Raw genomic sequence first — 21,533 nt, forward strand, 5'->3', positions numbered from 1 at the left:
GCCGTGGTGACGGAAGTGTCGGGTGTGACGGGTGGTTACTGGTTCTTCTTACCGTCTCCGTGGCCCCGACCCTGGTTGCCGGAGGCCGTGTCGTCGGTGTTGTTCTGGTTGTTCTGGTTGTTCTTGCCGGAGCCCTGCCCGGACTTGTGGTGGTCCGACTTCGTGGGCGGCGGGTCGACGAGGACGACGTGCGGCGCCGGGTTGAGGGCCGCCGGCTTGGCCGGTGGCAGCGCGTTGATCCGGAACGGCGCAGCGACCGCCGGCGTCGGCACGCCCGTGACCTTGCCGCTGCCGAGGGTGATGAAGGCCGGGGCGCCCGCCTGCACCATGCCGAGCCGCTGGGCCGCCCCGGCGATGCGCTGCGGGTCGCGGAGCCGGTCGAGGTCCATCTCGAGGCTCTGCTGGCGGGCGGCGAGGGTGTTGGCCTGCTCCTCGAGCGCGGTCGACGCGAACGACGCCTGCTGCATCGAGGTGTTGAAGAGCAGCAGCCCGACGACGCCGCCGAGCAGCACCATCGACACCAGGGCGATGAACGGCATCCGCGAGGTGCGCGTCCGTCGCCGCGGTACGACGCTCAGGCGCGCCTTCTGGAACGCGTCCTCCGCGAGCCGCGGGATCCGGGACCTGACCTGGATGGCCGGAGAGCTCATCGACGTACTCGCTTCGCTCCGCGCGCCGACGAGGCACTCTCAGCACTGCTTTGAATGACTCGCTCGCTTCGCTCGCTCATGCTGCGACTCCCTTGTCGGTGACACGCTCGACCGCACGCAGCCGGACCGAGGCTGCGCGTGGGTTCTCTGAGATCTCGGCGGGGGTGGCCTTCTCGGACCCCCGGGTGACCAGGCGGAAGGCGGGCTCGTGGCCCGCCGGGACGAACGGCATGTCCGGCGGCACCGTGCTGGCGGTGACCGCGGTGAACGCCTGCTTCACCAGCCGGTCCTCCAGCGAGTGGTAGGACTCGACGACCACGCGGCCGCCGACCGCGATCGCGGCGATCGCAGCCGGGATCGCCCGGCGCAGGACGGCCAGCTCGTCGTTGACCTCCATGCGCAGCGCCTGGAAGGTCCGCTTGGCGGGGTGGCCGCCGGTACGCCGTGCGGGTGCGGGGATCTCGGCGTACAGCAGCTCGACCAGGCGCCCGGAGCGCGTGAACGGCTCCCGCTCGCGCTCGCGGACCACGGCGCCCGCGATCTTGCGCGCGAACTTCTCCTCGCCGTAGTCGCGCAGCACCCGGGTCAGGTCGGCCGCGGAGTAGGTGTTGAGGACGTCGGCCGCGGTCATGCCGGTGCTGCCCATCCGCATGTCGAGAGGCGCGTCCTCCGCGTAGGCGAAGCCGCGCTCGCGGACGTCGAGCTGCATCGAGGAGACGCCGAGGTCGAAGAGGACGGCGTCGACCCGGTCGAGGCCGAGGTCGGCGAGCACGTCCGGCAGCTCGTCGTACACCGCCTGGACGCCGGTGAAGCGGTCGCCGAAGGGCTCGAGCCGGGCGCCCGCCAGCTCGAGGGCGGCGGGGTCGCGGTCGATGCCGATCACCCGGGCGGTCGCGATCCGGCTCAGCACGGCCTCGCTGTGGCCGCCGAGCCCGAGGGTCGCGTCGACCAGGACGGCGCCGTCGCGTTCGAGTGCAGGCGCGAGAAGGGCGACGACCCGGTCGAGGAGGACCGGGACGTGTCGGGGGCTGTTCATCTCAGGCCTGACGAGCCAGGACGCCGAGGAAGAGCAGGAAGCCGGCGGTGCCGACTGAGAGGGCTGCGGAGAACGCCATCAGCGTCGCGGCGTCCCTGGCCTGGTGGCGGACCCGCTGGACAGCGGGCTCGACCCCCTCGGTCAGCGGTGACACCGGTACGACGCTCATGCTCTCGACCCTCGACGCTCGGTACTGCCTGGAACTTCCCGGAAATGTGCCGATCCGCCTGACCAGGTCCCTGCCCGCTCCCCACGTCCGGGGGAACGGACGCCTGGGGGAAGGAAGCCATCCTGGAACCGGGGAAGGTGCCCCAGATGGCAGCGGGAGCGGGCTCGAGACCTCGTCCTGCGGATCGCTGTGCTGTTGTGCTCGGTGCTGCTGGTGGAGCTAGTTCTGCTGTGCCGGTTGTTCGTCGAGCTCGGCGAACTTCGCCTGCGCCCCGGTGGAGTACTCACGCCACCGGGCCGGCTCCCAGATCTCGATCCGGTCCATGACGCCGATCACGACCACGTCGCGCTCCAGCGCGGCGTACTCGCGCAGCGGCGCGGCGATGCTGATCCGGCCCTGCTTGTCGGGCGTGCCCTCGTCGGCGCCGGCGAACAGGATGCGGGCGTAGTCACGCGCTCCGCGCACCGTCATCGGCGTCGCCTGGGCCCGTTGGGCCTCCTCCATGAAGACGTCCGTGGGCCACACCACGAGGCAGTTCTCCTGTCCCTGTGTGACCACGAGCCCCTCCGCGAGTCGGTCCCTGAACTTGGCCGGAAGGAAGAGCCGTCCCTTGTCGTCGAGCTTCGGGGTGTAGGTGCCCATGAAGACCATCTGGCACCACCTCCCGTGACGCTTCCTCCACTGCGCCCCACATTACTCCACTTTGCCCCACCGTCAACCACATCACGGATGTTCTTCCGGGCGATTTGCGCTGACGGCCGCCGTACGGCGCAGTGACGGTCCTCGAGCGAGGGCGAGCGCGAGGACTCCTCCCCCACGCGTCTGCGCAGGTCAGAGGCCGGATCCGCGTTCGACGGAGGAGCAGGTGGAGCGCTGGTGGGGCGATCCGCGGCCCTGGTGGGGCGTGGTGGAGCGGATCGTGGGGAGGCGGGGTGCGCGCGCCACTGAACCGGCACCGCAACCAAACCGTGATGAAGGGAGTCGGATGCGCAGGTGGACGGGCCACGTAGGTTTCCGTCACGACTACGGTGGTGACACATGCCACGGGACGGGGAAGGGACGGACGTGGGAACTGAAGCTGGTGGGGCGGATCTCGAGACCCTGGCGAGGGTGGTCAGCCGGGTGCGGACCAACATCGAGAAGGTCATCGAGGGCAAGCCGGACGTCGTCTCCTCGGCCCTGGTCGTGCTGCTCGCCGAGGGTCACCTCCTGATCGAGGACGTGCCCGGGGTCGGCAAGACCATGCTCAGCAAGGCGCTCGCCCGGAGCATCGACTGCTCGGTGCGCCGGATCCAGTTCACCCCGGACCTGCTGCCCTCCGACGTCACCGGGGTCTCGGTGTTCAACCAGAACACCCGGGAGTTCGAGTTCCGACCCGGCGGGGTCTTCGCGAACATCGTGGTCGGCGACGAGATCAACCGCGCCTCCCCCAAGACGCAGTCGGCGCTCCTGGAGTGCATGGAGGAGCGCCAGGTCACGGTCGACAACGCGACCTACTACCTCGAGACGCCGTTCATGGTGATCGCCACCCAGAACCCGATCGAGATGGAGGGCACCTACGCCCTGCCCGAGGCGCAGCGCGACCGGTTCATGGCCCGCGTGTCCGTCGGCTACCCGGTCGAGGCCGCCGAGATGGCGATGCTCAGCTCGCACACCGGCGCCAACCCGCTCGACGACCTCGAGTCCGTGACCGACGCCGCCGAGATCCGCAAGCTCAGCGCGATCGTCAACCAGGTGCACGTGTCGCCGTCGGTGCAGCGCTACGCCGTGTCCATCACCTCCGCCACCCGTCGTTCCGACGAGCTGATGCTCGGTGCCTCCCCCCGGGCCACGCTGCACCTGGTCCGGGCCTCCAAGGCCGTGGCCGCCATCGACGGTCGCGACTACGTGCTGCCCGACGACCTCCTCCGGCTGACCCGGCCGGTCCTCGCCCACCGGTTGCTGCCGAGCGTCGAGGCCGCGATGAGCGGCCGGTCCACGGCCGCGATCCTCGACGCGATCGTCTCGTCGGTGGCCGTTCCGGCGCCCGACGCCCGCTGATCGTGGCGAGGCGCTGAGCTCGTGAGGGAAGCACTGGCCGGCCTGACCGTCCGCGGACGGGCGTTCATCGCTGCCGGCATCACGGCCATCGTGTGCTCGGTGCTGCTCGACCAGTCGACGCTCACGCGGGTCGGCGTGCTCCTGCTGACCCTGACGGTGGTCACCGTCGTGGTCATCGCACGCAACCGCTACCGGATCACCCTGGTCCGCACCGTCACCCCGCAGCTCGTCGCGGCCGGCCAGCCCGCCCGGGTCGCGCTGACCCTGGCCAACGACGGGATGGCCCCCAACGGCGTGCTGCTGCTCGAGGACCAGGTGCCCTACGTGCTCGGCACCCGCCCCCGGTTCGTGGTCGAGGGCATCGGCCAGGGCTGGCGCCACTCGGTGTCCTACCAGGTACGCTCCGACGTCCGGGGTCGCTTCGAGATCGGGCCGATGTCGGTGCGGATCAGCGACCCGTTCGGCCTGGTGGAGCTCGGCCGCACCTTCCGTACGACGGTCCCGCTGACCGTCACCCCGCGGACCGTGCCGCTCCCCCAGATCCCGCTCGGCGGCGCCTGGACCGGGTCCGGTGACAACCGTCCCCGGGCCTTCGCGACCGGCAGTGCCGAGGACGTCACGGTGCGTGAGTACCGCCAGGGCGACGACCTCCGTCGCGTCCACTGGCGCAGCTCGGCCAAGCTCGGCGAGCTGATGGTGCGCCGCGAGGAGCAGCCCTGGCAGTCGCGGGCGACGCTGGTCCTCGACAACCGGGTGATCGCCCACCGCGGCCAGGGCATCGCCTCGTCCCTCGAGGCCGCGGTCTCCGCCGCCGCGTCGATCGCAGTCCACCTGACCCACCGCGGGTTCGCCGTACGCCTGGTGACCGCCACCGGCGAGGAGGTCGGCAGCGCCTGGCACGTCCGCGGCGCGAACCTCAACACCGGCCCCCTGCTCGAGTCGCTGGCCGTCGTGCAGGCCGTGCACCAGCCCCGGTTCGACACCGGGTGGCTGGGCGAGGGTGTCCACGGCGGGCTGACCGTCGCCGTCTTCGGCGGCGTGGACCCGAGTGACCTCCCGATCCTGCGCAGGATGCAGCACCACGCCGGCTCGGCGCTGGCCATCGCCGTCGACGTCGACGCGTGGGTCGGCGCACCCCCGGGACCGGCCGCGACCCGTGTGCTCGCCCAGCAGGGGTGGCGTTCAGCCGCCCTGCACCCCCGCGACCGGCTCGACGCCGTGTGGCAGGAGCTCGCCCACACCAGCAGCCAGACGTCTCGAGGCGCCGAAAGGGAGGTCGCGCTGTGAACCGCTCCCGCGGAAGCCTCGCCGCAGCCAGCCTGCTCGCAGCGACCGCTGCCGGCACGACCTGGTTCGCCATGTGGGCCTGGCACGGTCTGTCGGCGACGCCCGGCGGCTACCTCAACACCCTCTTCCTGCTCGCCCTGGTCATCAGCGGCATCGGCCTCGTCACGCGCTGGTGGCGCTGGCCGGGTCCGGCCGTCTTCGGGACCCAGGTGGTCGTGTCGGGAATGCTCACGAGCCTGGTGCTGTGCGGCTCTCCGCTGCCGATCGGCGGCGCGTGGACGGAGCTCCGCACGACCATCAGCCAGGCCGTCGACAGCGCCAACGCGTACGCCGCACCGGTGCCCGCCGCGGCGCCGCCGATCGACGTCCTGCTCATCGGCGCCGGGCTGGCCTGCCTGCTGCTCGTGGACCTCTTCGCCTGCACCGCGCACCGGGTCTCGCTGGCCGGCCTGCCGCTGCTGGCGATCTTCAGCATCCCGGTCAGCATGATCGGCGACCCGGTCACGTGGTGGATCTTCGCCCTCACCACGGCCGGCTTCCTGACCATGCTGTTCCTCCAGGAGAGCGACCACGTCAGCCGTTGGGGCCGCCCGCTCGGTGAGGACCGCGAGACCGGTGACCCGATCGCCTTCGGGGCGGGGACCAACACCGTGCGCAGCACCGCCGGGATGATCGGCGGTGCCGCCACGGCGCTCGCCGTGCTGATCCCGGTGATGATCCCCGCGACCGGTCTGCACGTCTTCGACTTCGGGCCCGGCTCCGGCGGAGGCGACGACATCCACATCAACAACCCGGTCACCGACCTGGTGCGCGACCTCAAGCGCGGCGACGACATCCCGCTGATCACGGTGACGACCACCGACCCGGACCCGTCCTACCTGCGGATCCTGACGCTGACCCGCTTCACCGACGCGGAGTGGAGCCCCGGCGACCGCAACGTCCCCACCGACAACCTGGCCAACGGGCTGATGCCGCCACCCCAGGGCGTCTCGGTGACGGTCGACCGGCACGAGTACCCCTACGACGTCGCCGTCTCCTCCGCCTTCGACTCACGCTGGCTGCCGACCCAGCCGCCGGTCAGCCGGATCGACGCCGAGGGCGACTGGCGCTACGACGACCGGACCCAGGACTTCCTGGCCGGCGACGACGACCTGTCGACCGCCGGGATGCACTACACGATGACCGCCGTCGACCTGGACCTCACCGCGGCCATCCTCGCCGACTCGGGCACCACGACCGGCAAGGTCGACGACATCTTCTCCGACGTGCCCGACGACATGCCGTCGATGGTGCGTGACCTCGCCGTCGAGGTGACCCAGGGGGCGACGACGTCGTACGAGAAGGCGGTCGCGCTGCAGAACTGGTTCCGCGAGGACGGCGGCTTCACGTACTCGCTCGACCGCGCACCGGGCAGCGGCACCGACGCCCTGGTCGACTTCCTGTCCGACGGCCCCGGCGGCCGCACCGGCTACTGCGAGCAGTTCGCGTCCGCCATGGCGATCATGGCGCGGATGCTGGGCATCCCGGCGCGCGTGGGGGTCGGGTTCCTCTCCCCCACCCCGGCGGGTCAGAACACCTGGGTCTACAGCTCGCATGACATGCACGCCTGGCCCGAGCTCTACTTCGACGGCGCCGGGTGGGTGCGCTTCGAGCCGACGCCGGCCGGCCGGGCCGTCGACGTCCCTGCCTACACCGTCCCGGGCTCGACCGACAACGGCGGACCGACCAAGGTGCCGACGGCGGCGTCGAGCGAGGCGAGCGCCTCCCGCAACGCGCGCCCGCAGGACATCCAGAGCGACGTGACTCCCGGTGCCAGCAGCTCCGGCTCCGGCGGGTCGTTCCCGTGGCTCCCGGCGCTCGGCGGACTGACGCTGCTGCTGGCAGGCGCCGCAAGTCTCCTGCTCCCCCGCGCCATCCGTGGTCGGCGGCGCCAACGGCGGCTGTCGTCCGGTGGCGTCGAGCCGGTCTGGGCGGAGCTGCGGGACACCGCCGTCGACCTCGGCGTGCCCTGGCCACGGGACCGCTCACCACGCGACACCCGCGACGTGCTCGTCGACCACCTCGGCGCGCCCCTCGACGCGAGCACCCCGGACCGCCCCGCCCACGGCCCGGAGATCGCACCGGACGCCGTGTCCGCCCTCGACCGGCTGGTGCTGACCCTCGAGCTCGATCGCTACTCGCGTGCGGGTGCGCGCCTCGACCCGGTCCGGCTGCGCGCCGACGGCGAGGCCTGCGTGGCCGCGCTGGTCGGTGGCGCCAGTCGCAACGCCCGGCGCCGTGCGACCTGGTGGCCGCGGACGGTGCTGACGTTCACGCTGCGACGGACGCGGCCCCAGGCCAGCCCGCTCGAGGCGAGGTACGGCGGGGTCGTCGACCACGTGTCGTGAGTGACCGGCGCGACGAGTCTCTCGACTCACCGGGTCTCGACACGACGGTCGCGACCGCGCGAGCTCGGTCGCGCGTCTTGCTCGACCACCGTCGAGCGATCCGCTGACGCGTCTCGCTCAGAAGCCGCCGCTGTCGCGACGGTGCCGCCAGCGCTCTTCCATCCGCTCCATGAAGGAGGAGCGGCTGGGGGTGCGGCGGGTGCGGCGGTTGCGACGACCGCCGTCGATGACGGTGAAGCCGTGGCTGGGGTGGGCAGCGGCGCGCGGGTCGGACGCCGCGGGGCCGTGCTGGCCGCGCATCGCGGTGAGCGCGACGGTGGCCGAGAGGAGCATGACCACGAAACCGGCGACGCCGACGACGGTGATCTGGGCGACCGCACCGGTCATCAGGATCACGATGCCGAGCACGAAGCAGACACCGGCGACGATCGCGCGGCGACGGGCGGAGCGACGAAAGGCCGTGCCGCGAAGCGTCGACGCGAGCTTCGGATCCTCTTCGACGAGGGCGCGCTCCATCTGCTCGAGCAGTCGGAGCTCCTCTTCCGAGAGTGGCACCGTTCCTCCCCATCCATCTCGTACGCCGGACAACTGATCCGTCCCGGCGTCAGCAAGTCTAGGCAGCGGGTGGTCATCGTGGTAGCCGGGATGGGGAAATTCGTGACCAAACCGTTCTCAGTGGGCCAGGAGGTGCAGCTGAGCGGCCAGCGGGAAGTACTCCGGACGCTGCGAGACGGCCCGCTCGAGGTCGACCAGTGCCGCGGTCGCACCGGGCTCGAGGTCGAGCAGCGAACCGGGGACCAGGTCGGCGAAGACCCGGACCGCGTGGATGGCGCTGACCTCGAACCCGGAGCGGGTGACCAGGTCGGTGGCCTCGGCCGCCGTGAAGCGATGGCTGGTGCGCGCGTCGCGCGGTGCACCGGACCCGTCGGTCGGGGTCGCGTCGAGCATGGTGAGCGCCTGGCCGAAGTGGCCGGCCATCGCGCGAGCGACGACCGCTGCGTGGCGCTGCGAGACGAGCAGGCTCAGCACGCCGCCGGGGCGGAGCACCTCACGGATCGTCGCGAGCGCCTGGGCCGGGTCGTCGACGACCTCGAGCACGCCGTGGCAGAGCACCACGTCGACGCTGTCCGGAGCGACGACGTCGAGCAGGGAGGACAGGTCGCCCTGCTGACCGCTGACGTCGACGCCGAGCTCGCGCGCCCGGCGCGCGAGGGCGGCCAGCGCGTCGGGGCTCGGGTCGACGACCGTGACGCGCGCACCGAGCTCGGCGACCCGGACGGCGAAGCCGCCGGTGCCCCCACCGATGTCGAGCACGTCGTGAGCGCCCTCGATCGACGGACGCAGGGCGTCCCAGACCACCGACGTACGGGCGGCGCTGCGTCGTTCGCTCGGTCGTTCGCTCGGTCGTTCGGGCATGCCCCAACCCTAGGGGGTCAGCTCGCCCGGACCGCCGCCACCTGGCTCGGGGCGGGTGCGTGCGGGACCAGGCCGAGCGAGCGCTCGACGACCGCGAGGAACCGGTCGGCGTCCCGGACCAGGTCGTCGGCCTCGCGCTCCCCCACGGCCCGGGTCGAGCCCGCCTCCGCGGCGGCACGCTTCGAGGCCCCGGCCGCGAAGAAGCGCGCCCACTCCTCGAGCTCGGGGGCGACCTCGGCGAGCAGCAGCCAGGCGTTCTTCTGCGGTCGCCGTCCGCGAGCCGGGGCGGGCATGGCCCGCGCCGACAGCAGTGCGGCGGCGGCCCGGAGCGCGGCGACGTGGGCACAGGCGTAGCGCGCCGGCACCTCGGTCGCGGCGATCGCCTCGCTGAGCGACTCGGCCGACCGGGCGAGGTAGCAGTGGGTGGTCGCGGGCAGGGCGTACGGGTTCATCGAGGACCTCTCCGTCGACCCCTGGGCGGGCGACCCCACGTGGAACGGAGAGCGCTCGGCGGGGACGGGGGTCGAGGTCGTCCCCGCCAAGCATGTTCGAACACCTGTTCGAACATGGCTCCACCGTACACCCGCCCGCGGACGGTCCGTCAAGACCGGATCAGGCCCGGATCAGGCCTGGCCGACCTTCGCCGGCTGCTTCGTGAGGTACGCCGTGGTGTCGCGGTGCCACACGCAGGCAAGGACGCCGATGTCGAGCACCAGCGCGACCACGGTGAGCGCCAGGAAGAGCGGCGGCGGACCGGACCGGAGCGTGGTGAAGAAGGCGACGCCGAGCACGACCATCAGCGCGGTCAGCACCGGGCGTGCCCACGGGAACCGCTTCAGGAGGAAGATGAGCAGCACGACCGCCAACGACGCCACGACGATGAACATCGTGACCGCGACCGGGACGAAGGCGGGCGGCTCGACCGAGCCGGCGTCGACCCGGCCGGACGCCCAGTCGTCGACGAGCTCGTCCTTCAAGAAGATGGTCAGCGTCGCGGTCAGCCCGGTGAGGGCGATGAGTCCGCCCAGCAACCAGATCAGGGCTCGCACCGATCCGGGTCGCTCCTCGCTCATCGTGTCCTCCTCAGTCCTGCAGCCGGACCCGACGCGGGCGGCTGCCCTAGGGTCTCGATCCATGAACACCGAACATCCGTCGATCACCCGTTTCCGGGAGGACCACGCCCACCGTGGTGGAACCGGTGAGGTGGTCATCCTGCCCGACTCCGTGCACACCGCGGCACTGGCTGCCGAGGCGTTGGGGTGTGAGGTCGGGGCGATCGCGAACAGTCTGCTCTTCGACGCCGACGGTGCGCCGGTGCTCATTCTGACCTCGGGCGCCCACCGCGTCGACACGGCCAAGGTCGCCACGCTGGTCGGTGTGAGCAACCTCAAGCGGGCCAAGCCCGAGTTCGTCCGCGAGCACACCGGCCAGGTCATCGGCGGCGTCTCCCCCATCGGCCACCCGTCGCCGGTGCCGACGTACCTCGACTCCTGGCTGCGCCGCTACGACGTCGTGTGGGCCGCCGCCGGACATCCGGCCGCCGTCTTCTCCACGACGTACGACGAGCTCGCCGCGATGACCGAGGCTCCCGAGATCGACGTCGAATGACGCGAGTCGTCGTGGTCGGCGGTGGCTTCGGGGGGCTCGCCTCCGCGGTCCGGCTGGCCAAGCTCGGCCACGAGGTCACGCTCGTCGAGCGGTCGGCCGAGCTGGGCGGCGCGCTGTCGACGGTCTCCGAGGACGGGTTCACGTGGGACGCGGGACCGACGTACACGTTGCTGCCGGCGGTCGTCCGCGACCTCTTCCGCAAGTCCGGGCGGCCGCTCGAGCGCGAGCTCGACCTGGTGCCGCTGGACATCGTGCGCGAGCACCGCTTCGAGGACGGCTCGTCGGTGCGGGTCCCCGTCGGCCGCGCGCCGCAGCTGGAGGCCTTCGAGGCCCTCGGCCCCGGGCTCGGGCAGCGCTGGGTCGACCACGTCGCGTCGTACGCCGACGACTGGGAGGTGCTCCGCCGCGGCTACCTCGAGAACCCCTGGACCCCCGACGACCTCCCTCGCGACCTGGCGGCCCGGCTCGACAGCCGGGAGACCATGTTCAAGCGGCTGAGGAAGACGTTCAAGGACGAGCGCCTGCGGCTGGTCGCCGGCCACCCGTTCGAGGCCGAGGGTCACGACCTGCGCAACGTCCCGGCCTGGGCCGGGACGACGGCGTACGTCGAGCAGCGGTTCGGCGCCTGGACGGTCGAGGGCGGCCTGGCCCGGCTCGGCGCAGCCCTGGAGGAGCGCCTCACGACGCGGAAGGTCGCGGTCCTCACGGGCACCGAGGCCAGCGACCTCGTGGTCCGCGACGGCCGGGTCTCGGCCGTGGCCACCACCTCCGGGACCATCGACGCCGACGTCGTCGTGTGTGCGATCGACCCGCGGCGGCTGCCCGCCCTGGCGTCGTACGTCGCGCGCACGATGCCCGCTCTCCCACCGGTCGTCGTCCACATCGGTCTCGACGGCGACGTGCCGGACCTCCCTCACGAGCTGGTGCTCCACGGCGACGCGACCCTCGTCGTGCGCCGCAACGGCAACGCCCTGACCGTGCTCGGCCGCGGCCGGCTGTCGGAGGACATCCTGCGAGCGCTCGCCCGTCACAAGATCGACGTGCGCGCCCAGGTCGTGGCGCGGGTCGACCGGAGCCCGCGCGACCAGGTCGAGCTCTGGGGCGGCTCGCCGATGGGCGTGCTCTGGCAGGGCCGCGCGACCGTGCGCCAGCGGCTGGGACCGCGCACCCCGGTCGAGGGCGTCTACGCCGCCGGCGCGCACGCGACACCCGGTGGTGGTCTGCCGTACGTCGGGCTGTCGGCCGCGCTGGTGGCCGCGGAGGTCGGTCCCGCCTAGACCGTCATGTTGAGGGCGGCGAAGATCTCGCGCGTCGCCTTGGACCGGTTGAGCGTGTAGAAGTGCAGCCCCGGTGCGCCGCCGGCGAGGAGCTCCTCGCACAGCTCGGCCGCGATCGCGATGCCCTCGGCGCGCATGGCGGCGGCGTCGCCGTCGTGCGCGGAGATCCGCTCGACGACCTCGGCGGGCACGTCGGTGCCGATCAGCTCACCCTGGCGACGGATGTTGGCGAGGTTCAGGATCGGCATGATGCCGGGCAGGATCGGCAGGTCGACGCCGCGGGAGCGGACCCGTTCGACCAGCCCGAAGTAGTCCTCGGCGCGGAAGAACATCTGCGTGACCGCGAACTCCGCCCCGGCGCGTGCCTTCGCCACCAGCACGTCGGCGTCGTGGTCGAGGGAGTCCGCGGACGGGTGCCCCTCGGGGAACGCCGCCACCCCGATGCTGAACTCCCCGCGGGCGCTCGCCATCTCGACGAGCTCCTGCGCGTAGGTGAGGCCGCCGGTCGTCGGCGTCCACTCGGCCCGGGGCCCCTCGGCGGGGTCGCCTCGCAGCGCCATGATGTTGTGGACCCCGGCAGCGGCGTACGCGTCGAGGATGCCGTCGAGCTCGTCGCGGGTGTGCCCGACGCAGGTCAGGTGGGCCATCGGGGTCATCGACGTCTCGGCCGCGATCCGACCCGTGACGCGCACGGTCGTGTCGCGGGTGCTGCCGCCGGCGCCGTACGTCACGGAGACGAACGTCGGCCGGTAGGGCTCGAGCTCGCTGATCGCCTGCCACAGCTGCGCCTCGCCCGCCTCGTCCTTCGGCGGCATGAACTCGAACGAGAACGAGCGCTCACCCTCACGGACCAGGTCGCCGATCCTCCGCGTCTGCTCGTTCGCCATACGCAACAGTCTAGGTAAGGGACCGGCCACGGCCGGCCCCCGTCCACTGACTAGTCTCGGGGCGTGACCGACTGGGACAGCGCAGCCTTCCGCGACGGCGTCCAGTCGGCCCTCGATGCCTTCATCGACGAGCAGGCCGCGGTGCTCGCTCCCCTCGGCCCGGACGCCGCGCGGCTGATCGCGGAGGCGCGTACGTCGGTCGCGGGTGGCAAGCGGTTCCGCGCCGCCTTCTGCTACTGGGGTCACCGCGCCGTGCGCCCCGACCTCGGCGACCCCGGCCAGCACGACGCCCTCGTCCGCGCGTGCGCCTCGCTCGAGCTGCTGCACGCCAGCGCCCTGGTCCACGACGACCTGATGGACGCCTCCGACACCCGCCGCGGCCGGCCCGCGACGCACCGCAGCCTCGAGGCCGAGCACCGCGACGCGGGCTGGCGCGGCAACCCGGAGCAGTACGGCGCCGCCGCCGCGATCCTGCTCGGTGACCTGCTGCTCAGCTGGGCCGACGAGCTGCTGCGTCGCTGCGGACTGCCCTTCGCCGAGGTCGCGCCCGCCCTGGAGGTCTTCGACCGCTGCCGCTCCGAGGTGATCGCGGGCCAGTTCCTCGACGTGTCGGTGCAGGCGCGGGGCCGCGCCGACGTCGATGCGGCGATGACCGTGCTGCGCTACAAGTCGGCGAAGTACTCCATCGAGCGGCCGCTGCACATCGGTGCCGCGCTGGCGGGCGCTCCCGCGTCGACGATGCAGGCGCTCTCCGACTTCGGACTCCCGCTGGGCGAGGCCTTCCAGCTGCGCGACGACCTGCTCGGCGTCTTCGGCGACCCGGACACCACCGGCAAGCCGGCGGGCGACGACCTGATCGAGGGCAAGCGGACCGTGCTCGTCGCCCTGGCCCTCGACTCCGCCTCCCCCGGCGACGCCGCCCTGCTCGACCGGTCCCTCGGCCGGCCGCTCTCGGTCGACCAGGTCGCCGAGCTGCGGCAGATCATCGACGCCTCCGGCGCCCACGCCCAGGTCGAGGCGGTCATCGAGGCCCTCGCCACCCGCGCGGTCGATGCCCTCGACCGGGCGTCCCTGGACGACCACGCTCGCGGCGTACTCCGTCAGCTGGCGTCGGCGGCCACGCAGCGCGTCGTCTGAGCGGTCGGCTGTCGGCCGGCGGTGGGTGATCCACCGTTTCGCGGCACCGGAAGGGTGGATGGCGCACCGCTGGCCCGGATCGGCGGGTGGAACCTGTTGCGATTGGTCACGAACTGCATGTTCCCGGCCGGATTCGGTGCGGTTTGTGACCATTCGACCGATCCAAGATCCGGCTCGCCCCAGAACGTGGACCGACCAGACCCTCGGCGGCATCCGGATAGGCGCGCTCTTCTGTCCCGGACGGCGACTGTCAAGGGCGCGAAGCGCCGCAGGGAACCACAAGACCTGCGCCGTACGGGTCAGACGATCAAGCGCCCGGAGGACGCCGTACGACCGACAGTCGCCCTACAGAGCCATCGCCTGAGCACGCCGCTTGACCTCGGAGCCCCGGTTCTCGCGGAGCGCGTCGATCGGGCGGCCCGGGTAGTCGTCGTCGGTGAAGAGCCAGGCGATGCACTCCCGGTCGTCGAAGCGGCCGTCGTGCAGGGTGGTCAGGAGGCCGGGCAGACCCTTGACGACCAGACCGTCCTGGATGAAGTCGGCGGGGACCTTCTGTCCCTCGCCCGGCACGGGTACGGCGGCGGCGAGCTCGTGGTCGCGGATCATCGTGCGCACCTTCGCGACCGTGACGCCGAGCTGCTCGGCGGCCGCGGCCCAGTCGAGCCAGTCGGCGACCAGGGCGGAGAGGTCGGCGTCGGCGAGGTTCTGAGGCTCCATGGGAGCAGTCTCCCATCCGTGGTCCGCGCCACGCCGGGCGGCGCCCAGCGGCCCCGCGGGACCCTGCGTCCGTACGATTGGGTCTCCGGATACTTCCCCATCCGGTCGCAGGAGGGTCGCTGTGCAGCCAGATCGGCAGTCAGATCGGCACGCCCGCTCGGGCGCCGACGCGGCCAGCGACCCCATGACCGGCCGGGTGCTCGACAACCGCTACCGCATCGGGTCCCGGATCGCGCGCGGTGGCATGGCCAGTGTCTACGAGGCCACCGACCTCCGCCTCGACCGCACGGTCGCCGTCAAGATCATGCACCCGGGCCTGGGTGACGACGACGAGTTCGCGGCGCGCTTCGTGCGCGAGGCCCGCTCGGCGGCCCGCCTCAGCCACCCCAACGTGGTCGCGGTCTACGACCAGGGCGACGACGACGGCACGGTCTTCCTGGCCATGGAGCTGGTCGACGGCCACACCCTGCGCGACGTGATCCGCAAGGAGAGCCCGATGTCGCCGGCGCGCGCGCTGGCCCTCTTCGAGCCGATGCTCTCCGCGCTCGCGGCCGCCCACCGCGCCGGCCTGATCCACCGCGACGTCAAGCCCGAGAACGTCCTGATCGCCGACGACGGGCGGGTCAAGGTCGCCGACTTCGGGCTGGCCAAGGCGATCAGCACCGACACCCAGCACACCGCGACGGGCGGCGTCCTGATCGGCACCGTCTCCTACCTCGCCCCCGAGCTCGTCGTCGACGGGCGGGCCGATGCACGCGCCGACGTGTACGCCGCCGGTGTCGTCCTCTTCGAGCTGCTGACCGGCGAGAAGCCCCACGAGGGCGAGTCCCCGATCCAGGTCGCCTACAAGCACGTGCACGAGGACGTCCCGCCGCCGTCGAGCCTCGTGCCCGGCATCCCGGCGTACGTCGATGCCCTCGTCGCCCGTGCCACGGCTCGCGACCGCGAGCTGCGGCCGGCCGACGCCGTGGTGCTGCTCCACCAGGTGCACCGGGTCAGCCACGCGCTGACCGAGGGCGTCCTCGACGACCCGGACCTCACCGCCGACCTGACGCCGCTGCGGATGCAGCTCGACCGGGCCGAGGCGCCGTCCCCCGACGACACCGCGTCCGACCCGTTCGACAGCCGGGAGTTCGCCGCCCTGATGGCGCCCGGCCCCGGCCACACGACGCGGATCCCGACCACGCCGCGGCCTCCGGCCACCCCGCCGCCGGGTCCGCCCCGCGGGCAGGAGCCACGACGCCCGCGGCGTTCCCGGCGCGGCCTGGTCCTCCTGCTCGTCGCCCTGCTGCTCGCCACCGCCGCCGGCGTCGGCGCCTGGTGGTTCGGCTACGGCCGCTACACCACGACCCCCGGCGTCATCGGCCTGTCGAGGTCCGCCGCCGAGCAGAAGCTCGACGCCGCCGGCCTCGACGTCGCGTGGGGCGACAAGGCCTACTCGGAGACCGTTCCTGCCGGCCGCGTCGTCGACACCGACCCGGACGCCGGCTCCCGCGTGCTCAGCGGCGGGACGGTCACCGTCGTCGTGTCGCTCGGCAAGGAGCGCTACGACGTGCCCGACCTCGAGGGCAAGACCGTCGACGAGGCGCAGGACGCGCTCGCGGCCACCAACCTCGCCTACGGCACCACCATCGAGAAGTGGTCCGACACCGTGCCCGAGGGCATCGTGATGAGCTCGACCCCCAAGGTCGGCACGACCCTGCGGCCCGATGCCGTCGTCGACCTGACCGTGAGCCAGGGACCCAAGCCGGTCAAGCTCCGCGACTGGGTCGGCAAGGACGCCGACGACGCGAAGGCCTGGGCCGAGCAGCACGGGCTGACCGCGAAGGTCGCGTCCTCGGAGTACTCCGACACCGTCGACGAGGGCGACGTCATCTCGCAGGACCCGCCCGGCGGCACCACCCTCCACCGCGGCGACGACTTCTCGATCGTGGTCTCGAAGGGACCCGAGCTGGTCGAGGTCCCGTCGGTCCGGGCGCAGGGCGTCGACTCCGCGACCGAGACGCTCGAGGCGCTCGGGTTCCACGTGACCACCGAGCACGCGCCCGGCTACCTCGGCCTGGGCTTCGTCTTCTCGCAGAGCCCGGGCAGCGGCGAGATGGCGCCCAAGGGCAGCACGATCGTCCTCGACCTGATCTGAGCCGGCACCACCGGTAGGTTGTGCCGGTGCTCGAGCTCCGCAACCCGATCGGTACCCACGTCCAGGTGGGCAAGGGGCTCGTCGACGGGGCCGTCGCGAACGCCGACCTCGCCGGCTGCGAGACCTTCCAGATCTTCGTCGGCAACCCGCGCGGCTGGGCGTTGAGCGCCGGCAAGCCGGCCGAGGACGCGCGCTTCCGCGACCTGATGGCCGAGCGCGGGACCCGGGTCTTCATCCATGCGCCGTACCTCGTCAACCTGGGCTCGCCCACGGCCGCGACGTACGAGAGGTCCGTCGCCACGGTGGCCCACAACCTCAAGCGGGCTGCGGAGATCGGCGCCGAGGGCGTGGTCGTGCACACCGGCTCGTACGTCGGTGGCGCCGACGACACGCAGGCGATGCGGCAGGTCCGCGAAGGACTGCTGCCGGTCCTCGACACGATCGCGGGCGACGACGCACCCTGGCTGCTGCTCGAGCCGACGGCCGGCCAGGGCCGCTCGCTCTGTGCCGGCGTCGAGGACCTCGCGCCCTACCTGGCAGCCCTCGACGACCATCCCAAGGCGGGCATCTGCCTGGACACCTGCCACGTGTTCGCCGCAGGGGCACCCCTCGACGAGCCGGGCGGTGCGACGGCGACGGTCGACCGGATCGTCGAGATCGGCGGACCCGGCCGGCTCCGGCTGGTCCACGCCAACGACTCGATGGACGTGCGGGGCGCCTTCAAGGACCGCCACGAGAAGATCGGCGACGGCCACATCGGCATCTCCGCGTTCGAGGAGCTGTTCGCCCACCCGGCGACCGACGGCGTCCCCTTCATCCTCGAGACGCCCGGCTCCCGCGGCGCCGACGACCCGGACATCCCGCTGCTGAAGGAGCTCCGGGGATGAGCACGCGCCGCACGTCGCTGCTCGCGACCGCGGTGCTCATCGGCATCACGGCCTGCTGGGGCTCGACGTTCTTCCTCATCCACGACCTGCTCGACCGGGTGCCGGCCGTCGACTTCCTGGCCGTGCGCTTCTCGATCGCCGGCATCCTCCTGCTGCTGGTCGCACCGAGGGCCGTGCTCCGCCTCTCGCCCTCCGCCCGCCGTCAGGCGGTCGTGCTGGGTGGCCTGTACGGCGTCGCGCAGATCCTCCAGACGCTCGGTCTCGCGCACACCCCGGCCAGCGTCTCCGGATTCATCACCGGCATGTACGTCGTCGCGACTCCCCTGTTCGCAGCGGTCCTGCTCCACAACAAGATCACCGGCACCACCTGGCTCGCCGTGCTGCTGGCCGCGGCAGGGCTGGCCGTGCTCACGCTCGACGGGTTCTCGGTCGGGTACGGCGAGGCGCTGACGTTCGTGGCCGCGATGCTCTACGCGCTCCACATCGTCGGGCTCGGCGCGTGGTCCAACGCCAGCGACGCGCTCGGCCTGTCGATCCTGCAGGTCGTGGTCGTCGCGGTGATCTGCCTGGTCGCCAGCGCCCCGCACGGGATCGTGCTGCCGGACAACCGGGACGACTGGATGGCGGTCGTCTACATGGCTGTCTTCCCGGCGGCGCTCGCGCTGCTCGGCCAGACCTGGGCCCAGGCCCACCTGTCCGCGACGAGGACCGCGATCGTGATGAGCATGGAGCCGGTCTTCGCGGCCGTCTTCGCCGTCATGTTCGGCGGCGAGTCGCCGACCCTGCGGATGGTCGTCGGCGGCCTGATGGTGCTCGCCGCCATGCTGCTCGTCGAGGCCGGGCCGCGCCGCAAGGTCGAGGGCGAGGTCCCGCACATCGCTGTGTGACAGCTGGGCGGGACCTGTGTAGGACCTGTCCTGTCCTTTGGTCCTAGTACCACTCAATTTGGTCGAGAAGGAACCACGGAGGCCCTAACCTTCTGGTTGTCCGCACGCAGCGGTGCGGACAGTCGCCGGGCCGGCGCCACTCACTCACTCAGAGCGGCGCCGCCCGCGGCTAAGGTCCGGAGGCGCCCTCTCAGTGGCGCTGGCTCATCATCGTGCTGAGTGCCCAGATGACCATCACGTCGAAGGCGATGAGCAGCAGCGACCACCACGGGTAGTAGGGGATGAACGCGAAGTTCGCGAGCGCCGAGATCACCGCGATGCAGATACCCGCGACCATCGCCCAGTACTGCCCCAGCAACAGGCACACACCCACCAGCACGGCGACCCCGCCGATGATGATGTGCGCCCAGCCCCAGGCGGTCAGGTCGACGTCGAAGAGGTAGTTCGGCGTCCGCACGAACACGCTGTCCTTGCCGACAGCTGACAGGCCCTCGAGGACCTGGAAGACGCCGAGCGTCGCCAAGATGGTGCCCGCGAAGATCGCGATGCCCTCGGCCCAGACACGTTCCCCGGGCGGGACTCGATCGGCCATGGTGTGCTCCTTCGGTCGGTCCGATGCGGTGATCGCACTCTGCTCCTCGCGCGGAAGCGGCAGCATCACCCGGACCGGGCGAATCAGGTCGCCCGTGCCCATTGGTCCTAGTACCCGTCAAATACCGGTGCGCAGGCGCCTGCTGCCTCTACCGTGGCGATCGTCCGGGAGGGTGTCCGGTCGTCCTCTTCCGCAGCGCAGCGGCGGATGATGTCGCGGGCACCCTCTCGGGCCTCCCCGCCGGACCCTTTAGTCTGGCGCCCAGGATCCGCGTGGCAGGTCCTGGAGGAGAGCCATGAAGTACTGCGTCAACTGCGGCCACGAGCTGGGGGTCGGCCGCTACTGCACCAACTGCGGTCACCCCGTCGACGCCGACGTGCCTGCGCGACCCACGCGATCCGAGGCTCCCCCGACCGAGCCACCCGCCGGCGCTCCGCCACCGCCGGCCCGGTTCCCGCTCTTCGCCGACGAGGGTCCCGACCCGATGCCGACCTCAGCGATCGGGCTCGAGCCGCTGGAGCCGGCCACCCACCACCGCCGGCCCCGTCCGGCGTACGGCGTCTGGATCGGCGTTGCCCTCGTGCTCGTGCTGATCGCCTGTCTCGGTGGCTATCTCCTGCTCTCCGGTGACGACGACAGCCCCGACCAGGCGAGCGGTCCAGCGAGCAGCTCGAGCAAGCCGAAGCCCAAGCCGTCCACGTCGGCCGAGCCCTCGGACACCTCGACGCCGAGCGAGCCGGGTGACGTCACGTCGACGGCGACCGTCGACGTGCCCGACACGGCGCCGCCCGGTCAGGACACCCAGGGCAAGCCGGTGACGTACGACGCCACCAACATGCTCGACGGTGACCCGGAGACCACCTGGCGGATGGCCGGCGACGGCTCCGGCCAGGAGCTCACCATCACGCTGCCGCAGGAGACGACGCTGAGCTCAGTCGGCCTGCTCAACGGCTACGCCAAGACCGCCGTCGGCCCGAAGGGCGGCGCGGTCGACTGGTACCACGGCAACCGGCGCATCGACAGCGTGGAGTGGGTCTTCGACGACGGCAGCAGCGTCAGCCAGGACCTGGGTGACACCACGGACGTGCAGTCGGTCGACGTGGACGTCACCACCACGACCGTCACGCTCCGGCTGGTCGCCGTGTCCGAGCCGGGCACCGGACCGGCCTCGCGGGACTACACCGCGATCAGCGATCTCTCCCTGATCAGCGCGGGCTAGGGGCGCGGTCCGCCTCAGGGATCCCCACCGGGTCGGTCATCCGCACGAGCATCCGCCGCTGCCGGTCCAGGCTCGGTGGGTCCGTGATCGAGTCGTTGCCGTCCATGCCGATCAGCCAGACGAGCCCGCGTGAGCTGTCCTCCCGACGGTTGTCTCGGACCAGCGCGATGGCGTAGTGCCGGGTGCCGCCGGCCTCGCGCTGCGCCCAGTCGACGACCTGCAGGAGGTCGGCCTCCGTGACGTCGTAGGTCCAGGTCGTGCCACCGGTCCACTCCTCACCATCGCGGGCGCTGCCACCGTGGAGGTAGACCCGGTACGTCGGATCCGGGTCCTCCCAGGAGCTGTCTCGTTCGTCGACCGCCACCACTCGCATGAGGGAAGTGTGGACCGCTCGGGCAGGATCGGACCATGCTCGACCGCCTCTCGCCGGCCCGGCGCCGCTTCGCCCTCGCAACCGTGGCGCTGCTGGTCGTCGCGGCGGTGGCGACCGTGGTCGCGATCGTCGTGTCGCGCCCGGACCCGGTCGACCCGGTGTCGCAGGACGAGCTCGGGCCGGTCGTGCTGGTGCCGGGGTACGGCGGATCCACCGCGGCTCTCGACGTGCTCGCGGACGCCCTGCGGGCCGAGGGGCGGAAGGTCGTCGCGTTCGACCCTCCCGGTGACGGCACCGGGGACCTGCGCGACCAGGCGGCCGCCCTCGGGCGGACGGTGACCGACACCGGCGCGACGTCGGTGGACGTGGTCGGCTACTCCGCTGGCGGGATCGTGGCCCGGATCTGGGTCGCCGACCTCGGGGGCGACGCGGTCGCCCGTCGGGTCGTGACGCTCTCGTCGCCCAACCACGGCACGGATCTCGCCACCGTCGCCGGCAGTCTGGGCTCGACGGCGTGCCCGGCCGCGTGCCAGGAGCTGGCGACCGACAGCGACCTCCTGCGCACGCTCGACAGCGGCGACGAGACACCCGACGGACCGCGCTGGGTGGCGATCTGGACCCGGGACGACAAGACCGTCGTACCGCCCGACTCGGGCGTGCTCGACGGCGCGACCAGCTTCGCCGTGCAGGAGGTCTGCCCGGACCTCGTCGTCGGTCACGCCGACATGCCACGCACACCGGCCGTGATCGCCATGGTGACCGCCGAGCTCGGCAGGGCGGACCCTGCCGTCCCGGGCGGTGAGGTCTGCTAGTTGTCGTGTCCC

23 protein-coding genes are annotated in these 21,533 nt (G+C 72.1%); 11 read left to right on the forward strand and 12 right to left on the reverse strand.

Going from position 1 to position 21,533, the window contains the following annotated elements; genetic code table 11:
- Positions 1 to 35 precede the first annotated feature (35 nt).
- From ftsL to mraZ, 4 genes are all read right to left on the reverse strand, one after another.
- Positions 36 to 650: a cell division protein FtsL gene (ftsL, locus tag ABLE68_RS21495; RefSeq protein WP_348874160.1), complete on the reverse strand. Its 615-nt coding sequence runs from the start codon at positions 648 to 650 to the stop codon at positions 36 to 38.
- Positions 651 to 726: 76 nt separating this feature from the next.
- Positions 727 to 1,686, reverse strand: coding sequence for a 16S rRNA (cytosine(1402)-N(4))-methyltransferase RsmH (gene rsmH / locus ABLE68_RS21500; protein ID WP_348874161.1), 960 nt, complete (start codon positions 1,684 to 1,686; stop codon positions 727 to 729).
- A 1-nt stretch (position 1,687) separates the two neighbouring features.
- Complete coding sequence (locus ABLE68_RS21505; RefSeq protein WP_348874162.1) at positions 1,688 to 1,855, reverse strand: hypothetical protein; 168 nt, start codon at positions 1,853 to 1,855, stop codon at positions 1,688 to 1,690.
- A 219-nt stretch (positions 1,856 to 2,074) separates the two neighbouring features.
- Positions 2,075 to 2,506 (reverse strand): division/cell wall cluster transcriptional repressor MraZ, encoded by a 432-nt coding sequence (gene mraZ / locus ABLE68_RS21510; protein WP_348874164.1) that lies wholly within the window; start codon positions 2,504 to 2,506, stop codon positions 2,075 to 2,077.
- Positions 2,507 to 2,893: 387 nt separating this feature from the next.
- Between mraZ and ABLE68_RS21515 the strand changes: the two genes are divergently transcribed.
- Genes ABLE68_RS21515 through ABLE68_RS21525 form a run of 3 tightly spaced genes read left to right on the forward strand, consistent with a single transcriptional unit; the run spans position 2,894 to position 7,569 of the window.
- Complete coding sequence (locus ABLE68_RS21515; protein WP_425475657.1) at positions 2,894 to 3,895, forward strand: AAA family ATPase; 1,002 nt, start codon at positions 2,894 to 2,896, stop codon at positions 3,893 to 3,895.
- A gap of 21 nt (positions 3,896 to 3,916) precedes the next feature.
- The gene (locus ABLE68_RS21520; RefSeq protein WP_348874167.1) at positions 3,917 to 5,182 is read left to right on the forward strand and encodes a DUF58 domain-containing protein; all 1,266 of its coding nucleotides are present in this window, start codon (positions 3,917 to 3,919) and stop codon (positions 5,180 to 5,182) included.
- Positions 5,179 to 7,569: a transglutaminase TgpA family protein gene (locus ABLE68_RS21525; protein ID WP_348874169.1), complete on the forward strand. Its 2,391-nt coding sequence runs from the start codon at positions 5,179 to 5,181 to the stop codon at positions 7,567 to 7,569. Before ABLE68_RS21520 ends, ABLE68_RS21525 begins: the two co-directional genes overlap by 4 nt.
- Before the next feature lie 117 nt (positions 7,570 to 7,686).
- Here ABLE68_RS21525 and ABLE68_RS21530 read toward each other — a convergent pair whose 3' ends face one another.
- The 4 genes from ABLE68_RS21530 to ABLE68_RS21545 all read right to left on the reverse strand — a co-directional run bounded on the left by ABLE68_RS21530 (position 7,687) and on the right by ABLE68_RS21545 (position 10,058).
- Positions 7,687 to 8,124 (reverse strand): DUF3040 domain-containing protein, encoded by a 438-nt coding sequence (locus ABLE68_RS21530; protein ID WP_348874171.1) that lies wholly within the window; start codon positions 8,122 to 8,124, stop codon positions 7,687 to 7,689.
- 117 nt (positions 8,125 to 8,241) lie between these two features.
- Complete coding sequence (locus tag ABLE68_RS21535) at positions 8,242 to 8,985, reverse strand: methyltransferase domain-containing protein (RefSeq protein WP_348874173.1); 744 nt, start codon at positions 8,983 to 8,985, stop codon at positions 8,242 to 8,244.
- Positions 8,986 to 9,002: 17 nt separating this feature from the next.
- Positions 9,003 to 9,437: an SAV_6107 family HEPN domain-containing protein gene (locus ABLE68_RS21540; RefSeq protein ID WP_348874174.1), complete on the reverse strand. Its 435-nt coding sequence runs from the start codon at positions 9,435 to 9,437 to the stop codon at positions 9,003 to 9,005.
- A 171-nt stretch (positions 9,438 to 9,608) separates the two neighbouring features.
- Complete coding sequence (locus ABLE68_RS21545; protein ID WP_348874175.1) at positions 9,609 to 10,058, reverse strand: hypothetical protein; 450 nt, start codon at positions 10,056 to 10,058, stop codon at positions 9,609 to 9,611.
- Positions 10,059 to 10,119: 61 nt separating this feature from the next.
- Between ABLE68_RS21545 and ABLE68_RS21550 the strand changes: the two genes are divergently transcribed.
- Both ABLE68_RS21550 and ABLE68_RS21555 read left to right on the forward strand, forming a co-directional pair.
- Positions 10,120 to 10,593, forward strand: coding sequence for a YbaK/EbsC family protein (locus ABLE68_RS21550; protein WP_348874176.1), 474 nt, complete (start codon positions 10,120 to 10,122; stop codon positions 10,591 to 10,593).
- On the forward strand, positions 10,590 to 11,870 hold the full coding sequence (locus ABLE68_RS21555; RefSeq protein ID WP_348874178.1) for a phytoene desaturase family protein: 1,281 nt from the start codon (positions 10,590 to 10,592) through the stop codon (positions 11,868 to 11,870). The genes ABLE68_RS21550 and ABLE68_RS21555 overlap by 4 nt, the downstream gene beginning before the upstream one ends.
- Here the strand turns inward: ABLE68_RS21555 and metF are convergent.
- Complete coding sequence (metF, locus tag ABLE68_RS21560; RefSeq protein ID WP_348874180.1) at positions 11,867 to 12,757, reverse strand: methylenetetrahydrofolate reductase [NAD(P)H]; 891 nt, start codon at positions 12,755 to 12,757, stop codon at positions 11,867 to 11,869. The genes ABLE68_RS21555 and metF overlap by 4 nt on opposite strands.
- Positions 12,758 to 12,820: 63 nt before the next feature.
- Here metF and ABLE68_RS21565 point away from each other — a divergent pair, with 63 nt between their 5' ends.
- Positions 12,821 to 13,894 carry a polyprenyl synthetase family protein gene (locus tag ABLE68_RS21565; protein ID WP_348874181.1) on the forward strand — a complete coding sequence of 358 codons (1,074 nt, stop codon included), beginning with the start codon at positions 12,821 to 12,823 and terminating at the stop codon, positions 13,892 to 13,894.
- Positions 13,895 to 14,239: 345 nt separating this feature from the next.
- On the opposite strand, the gene ABLE68_RS21570 is transcribed toward ABLE68_RS21565, so the two are convergent.
- Positions 14,240 to 14,611 carry an Rv2175c family DNA-binding protein gene (locus ABLE68_RS21570; protein ID WP_348874183.1) on the reverse strand — a complete coding sequence of 124 codons (372 nt, stop codon included), beginning with the start codon at positions 14,609 to 14,611 and terminating at the stop codon, positions 14,240 to 14,242.
- Positions 14,612 to 14,732: 121 nt separating this feature from the next.
- On the opposite strand from ABLE68_RS21570, the gene pknB reads away from it, so the two are divergent.
- The 3 genes from pknB to ABLE68_RS21585 are packed head-to-tail and all read left to right on the forward strand — an operon-like array spanning position 14,733 to position 18,525.
- Positions 14,733 to 16,751, forward strand: coding sequence for a Stk1 family PASTA domain-containing Ser/Thr kinase (pknB, locus tag ABLE68_RS21575; RefSeq protein ID WP_348874184.1), 2,019 nt, complete (start codon positions 14,733 to 14,735; stop codon positions 16,749 to 16,751).
- 26 nt (positions 16,752 to 16,777) lie between these two features.
- Positions 16,778 to 17,638 (forward strand): deoxyribonuclease IV, encoded by an 861-nt coding sequence (locus ABLE68_RS21580; protein ID WP_348874186.1) that lies wholly within the window; start codon positions 16,778 to 16,780, stop codon positions 17,636 to 17,638.
- Positions 17,635 to 18,525 (forward strand): DMT family transporter, encoded by an 891-nt coding sequence (locus ABLE68_RS21585; RefSeq protein WP_348874188.1) that lies wholly within the window; start codon positions 17,635 to 17,637, stop codon positions 18,523 to 18,525. The genes ABLE68_RS21580 and ABLE68_RS21585 overlap by 4 nt, the downstream gene beginning before the upstream one ends.
- 190 nt (positions 18,526 to 18,715) lie before the next feature.
- Here the strand turns inward: ABLE68_RS21585 and ABLE68_RS21590 are convergent, their stop codons facing one another.
- Positions 18,716 to 19,117: a DUF7144 family membrane protein gene (locus tag ABLE68_RS21590; protein WP_348874189.1), complete on the reverse strand. Its 402-nt coding sequence runs from the start codon at positions 19,115 to 19,117 to the stop codon at positions 18,716 to 18,718.
- A gap of 295 nt (positions 19,118 to 19,412) precedes the next feature.
- On the opposite strand from ABLE68_RS21590, the gene ABLE68_RS21595 reads away from it, so the two are divergent.
- Positions 19,413 to 20,336, forward strand: coding sequence for an NADase-type glycan-binding domain-containing protein (locus tag ABLE68_RS21595; protein WP_348874191.1), 924 nt, complete (start codon positions 19,413 to 19,415; stop codon positions 20,334 to 20,336).
- Here ABLE68_RS21595 and ABLE68_RS21600 read toward each other — a convergent pair.
- Complete coding sequence (locus ABLE68_RS21600) at positions 20,323 to 20,709, reverse strand: hypothetical protein (RefSeq protein WP_348874192.1); 387 nt, start codon at positions 20,707 to 20,709, stop codon at positions 20,323 to 20,325. The two genes, ABLE68_RS21595 and ABLE68_RS21600, sit on opposite strands and share 14 nt — an antisense overlap.
- 35 nt (positions 20,710 to 20,744) lie before the next feature.
- On the opposite strand from ABLE68_RS21600, the gene ABLE68_RS21605 reads away from it, so the two are divergent.
- Positions 20,745 to 21,521 carry a lipase family alpha/beta hydrolase gene (locus ABLE68_RS21605; protein ID WP_348874193.1) on the forward strand — a complete coding sequence of 259 codons (777 nt, stop codon included), beginning with the start codon at positions 20,745 to 20,747 and terminating at the stop codon, positions 21,519 to 21,521.
- The last annotated feature ends 12 nt before the right edge of the window (positions 21,522 to 21,533 follow it).

Origin of the sequence: Nocardioides pollutisoli (assembly GCF_040045055.1) — a bacterium.
GTDB lineage: Bacteria > Actinomycetota > Actinomycetes > Propionibacteriales > Nocardioidaceae > Nocardioides > Nocardioides tweenelious.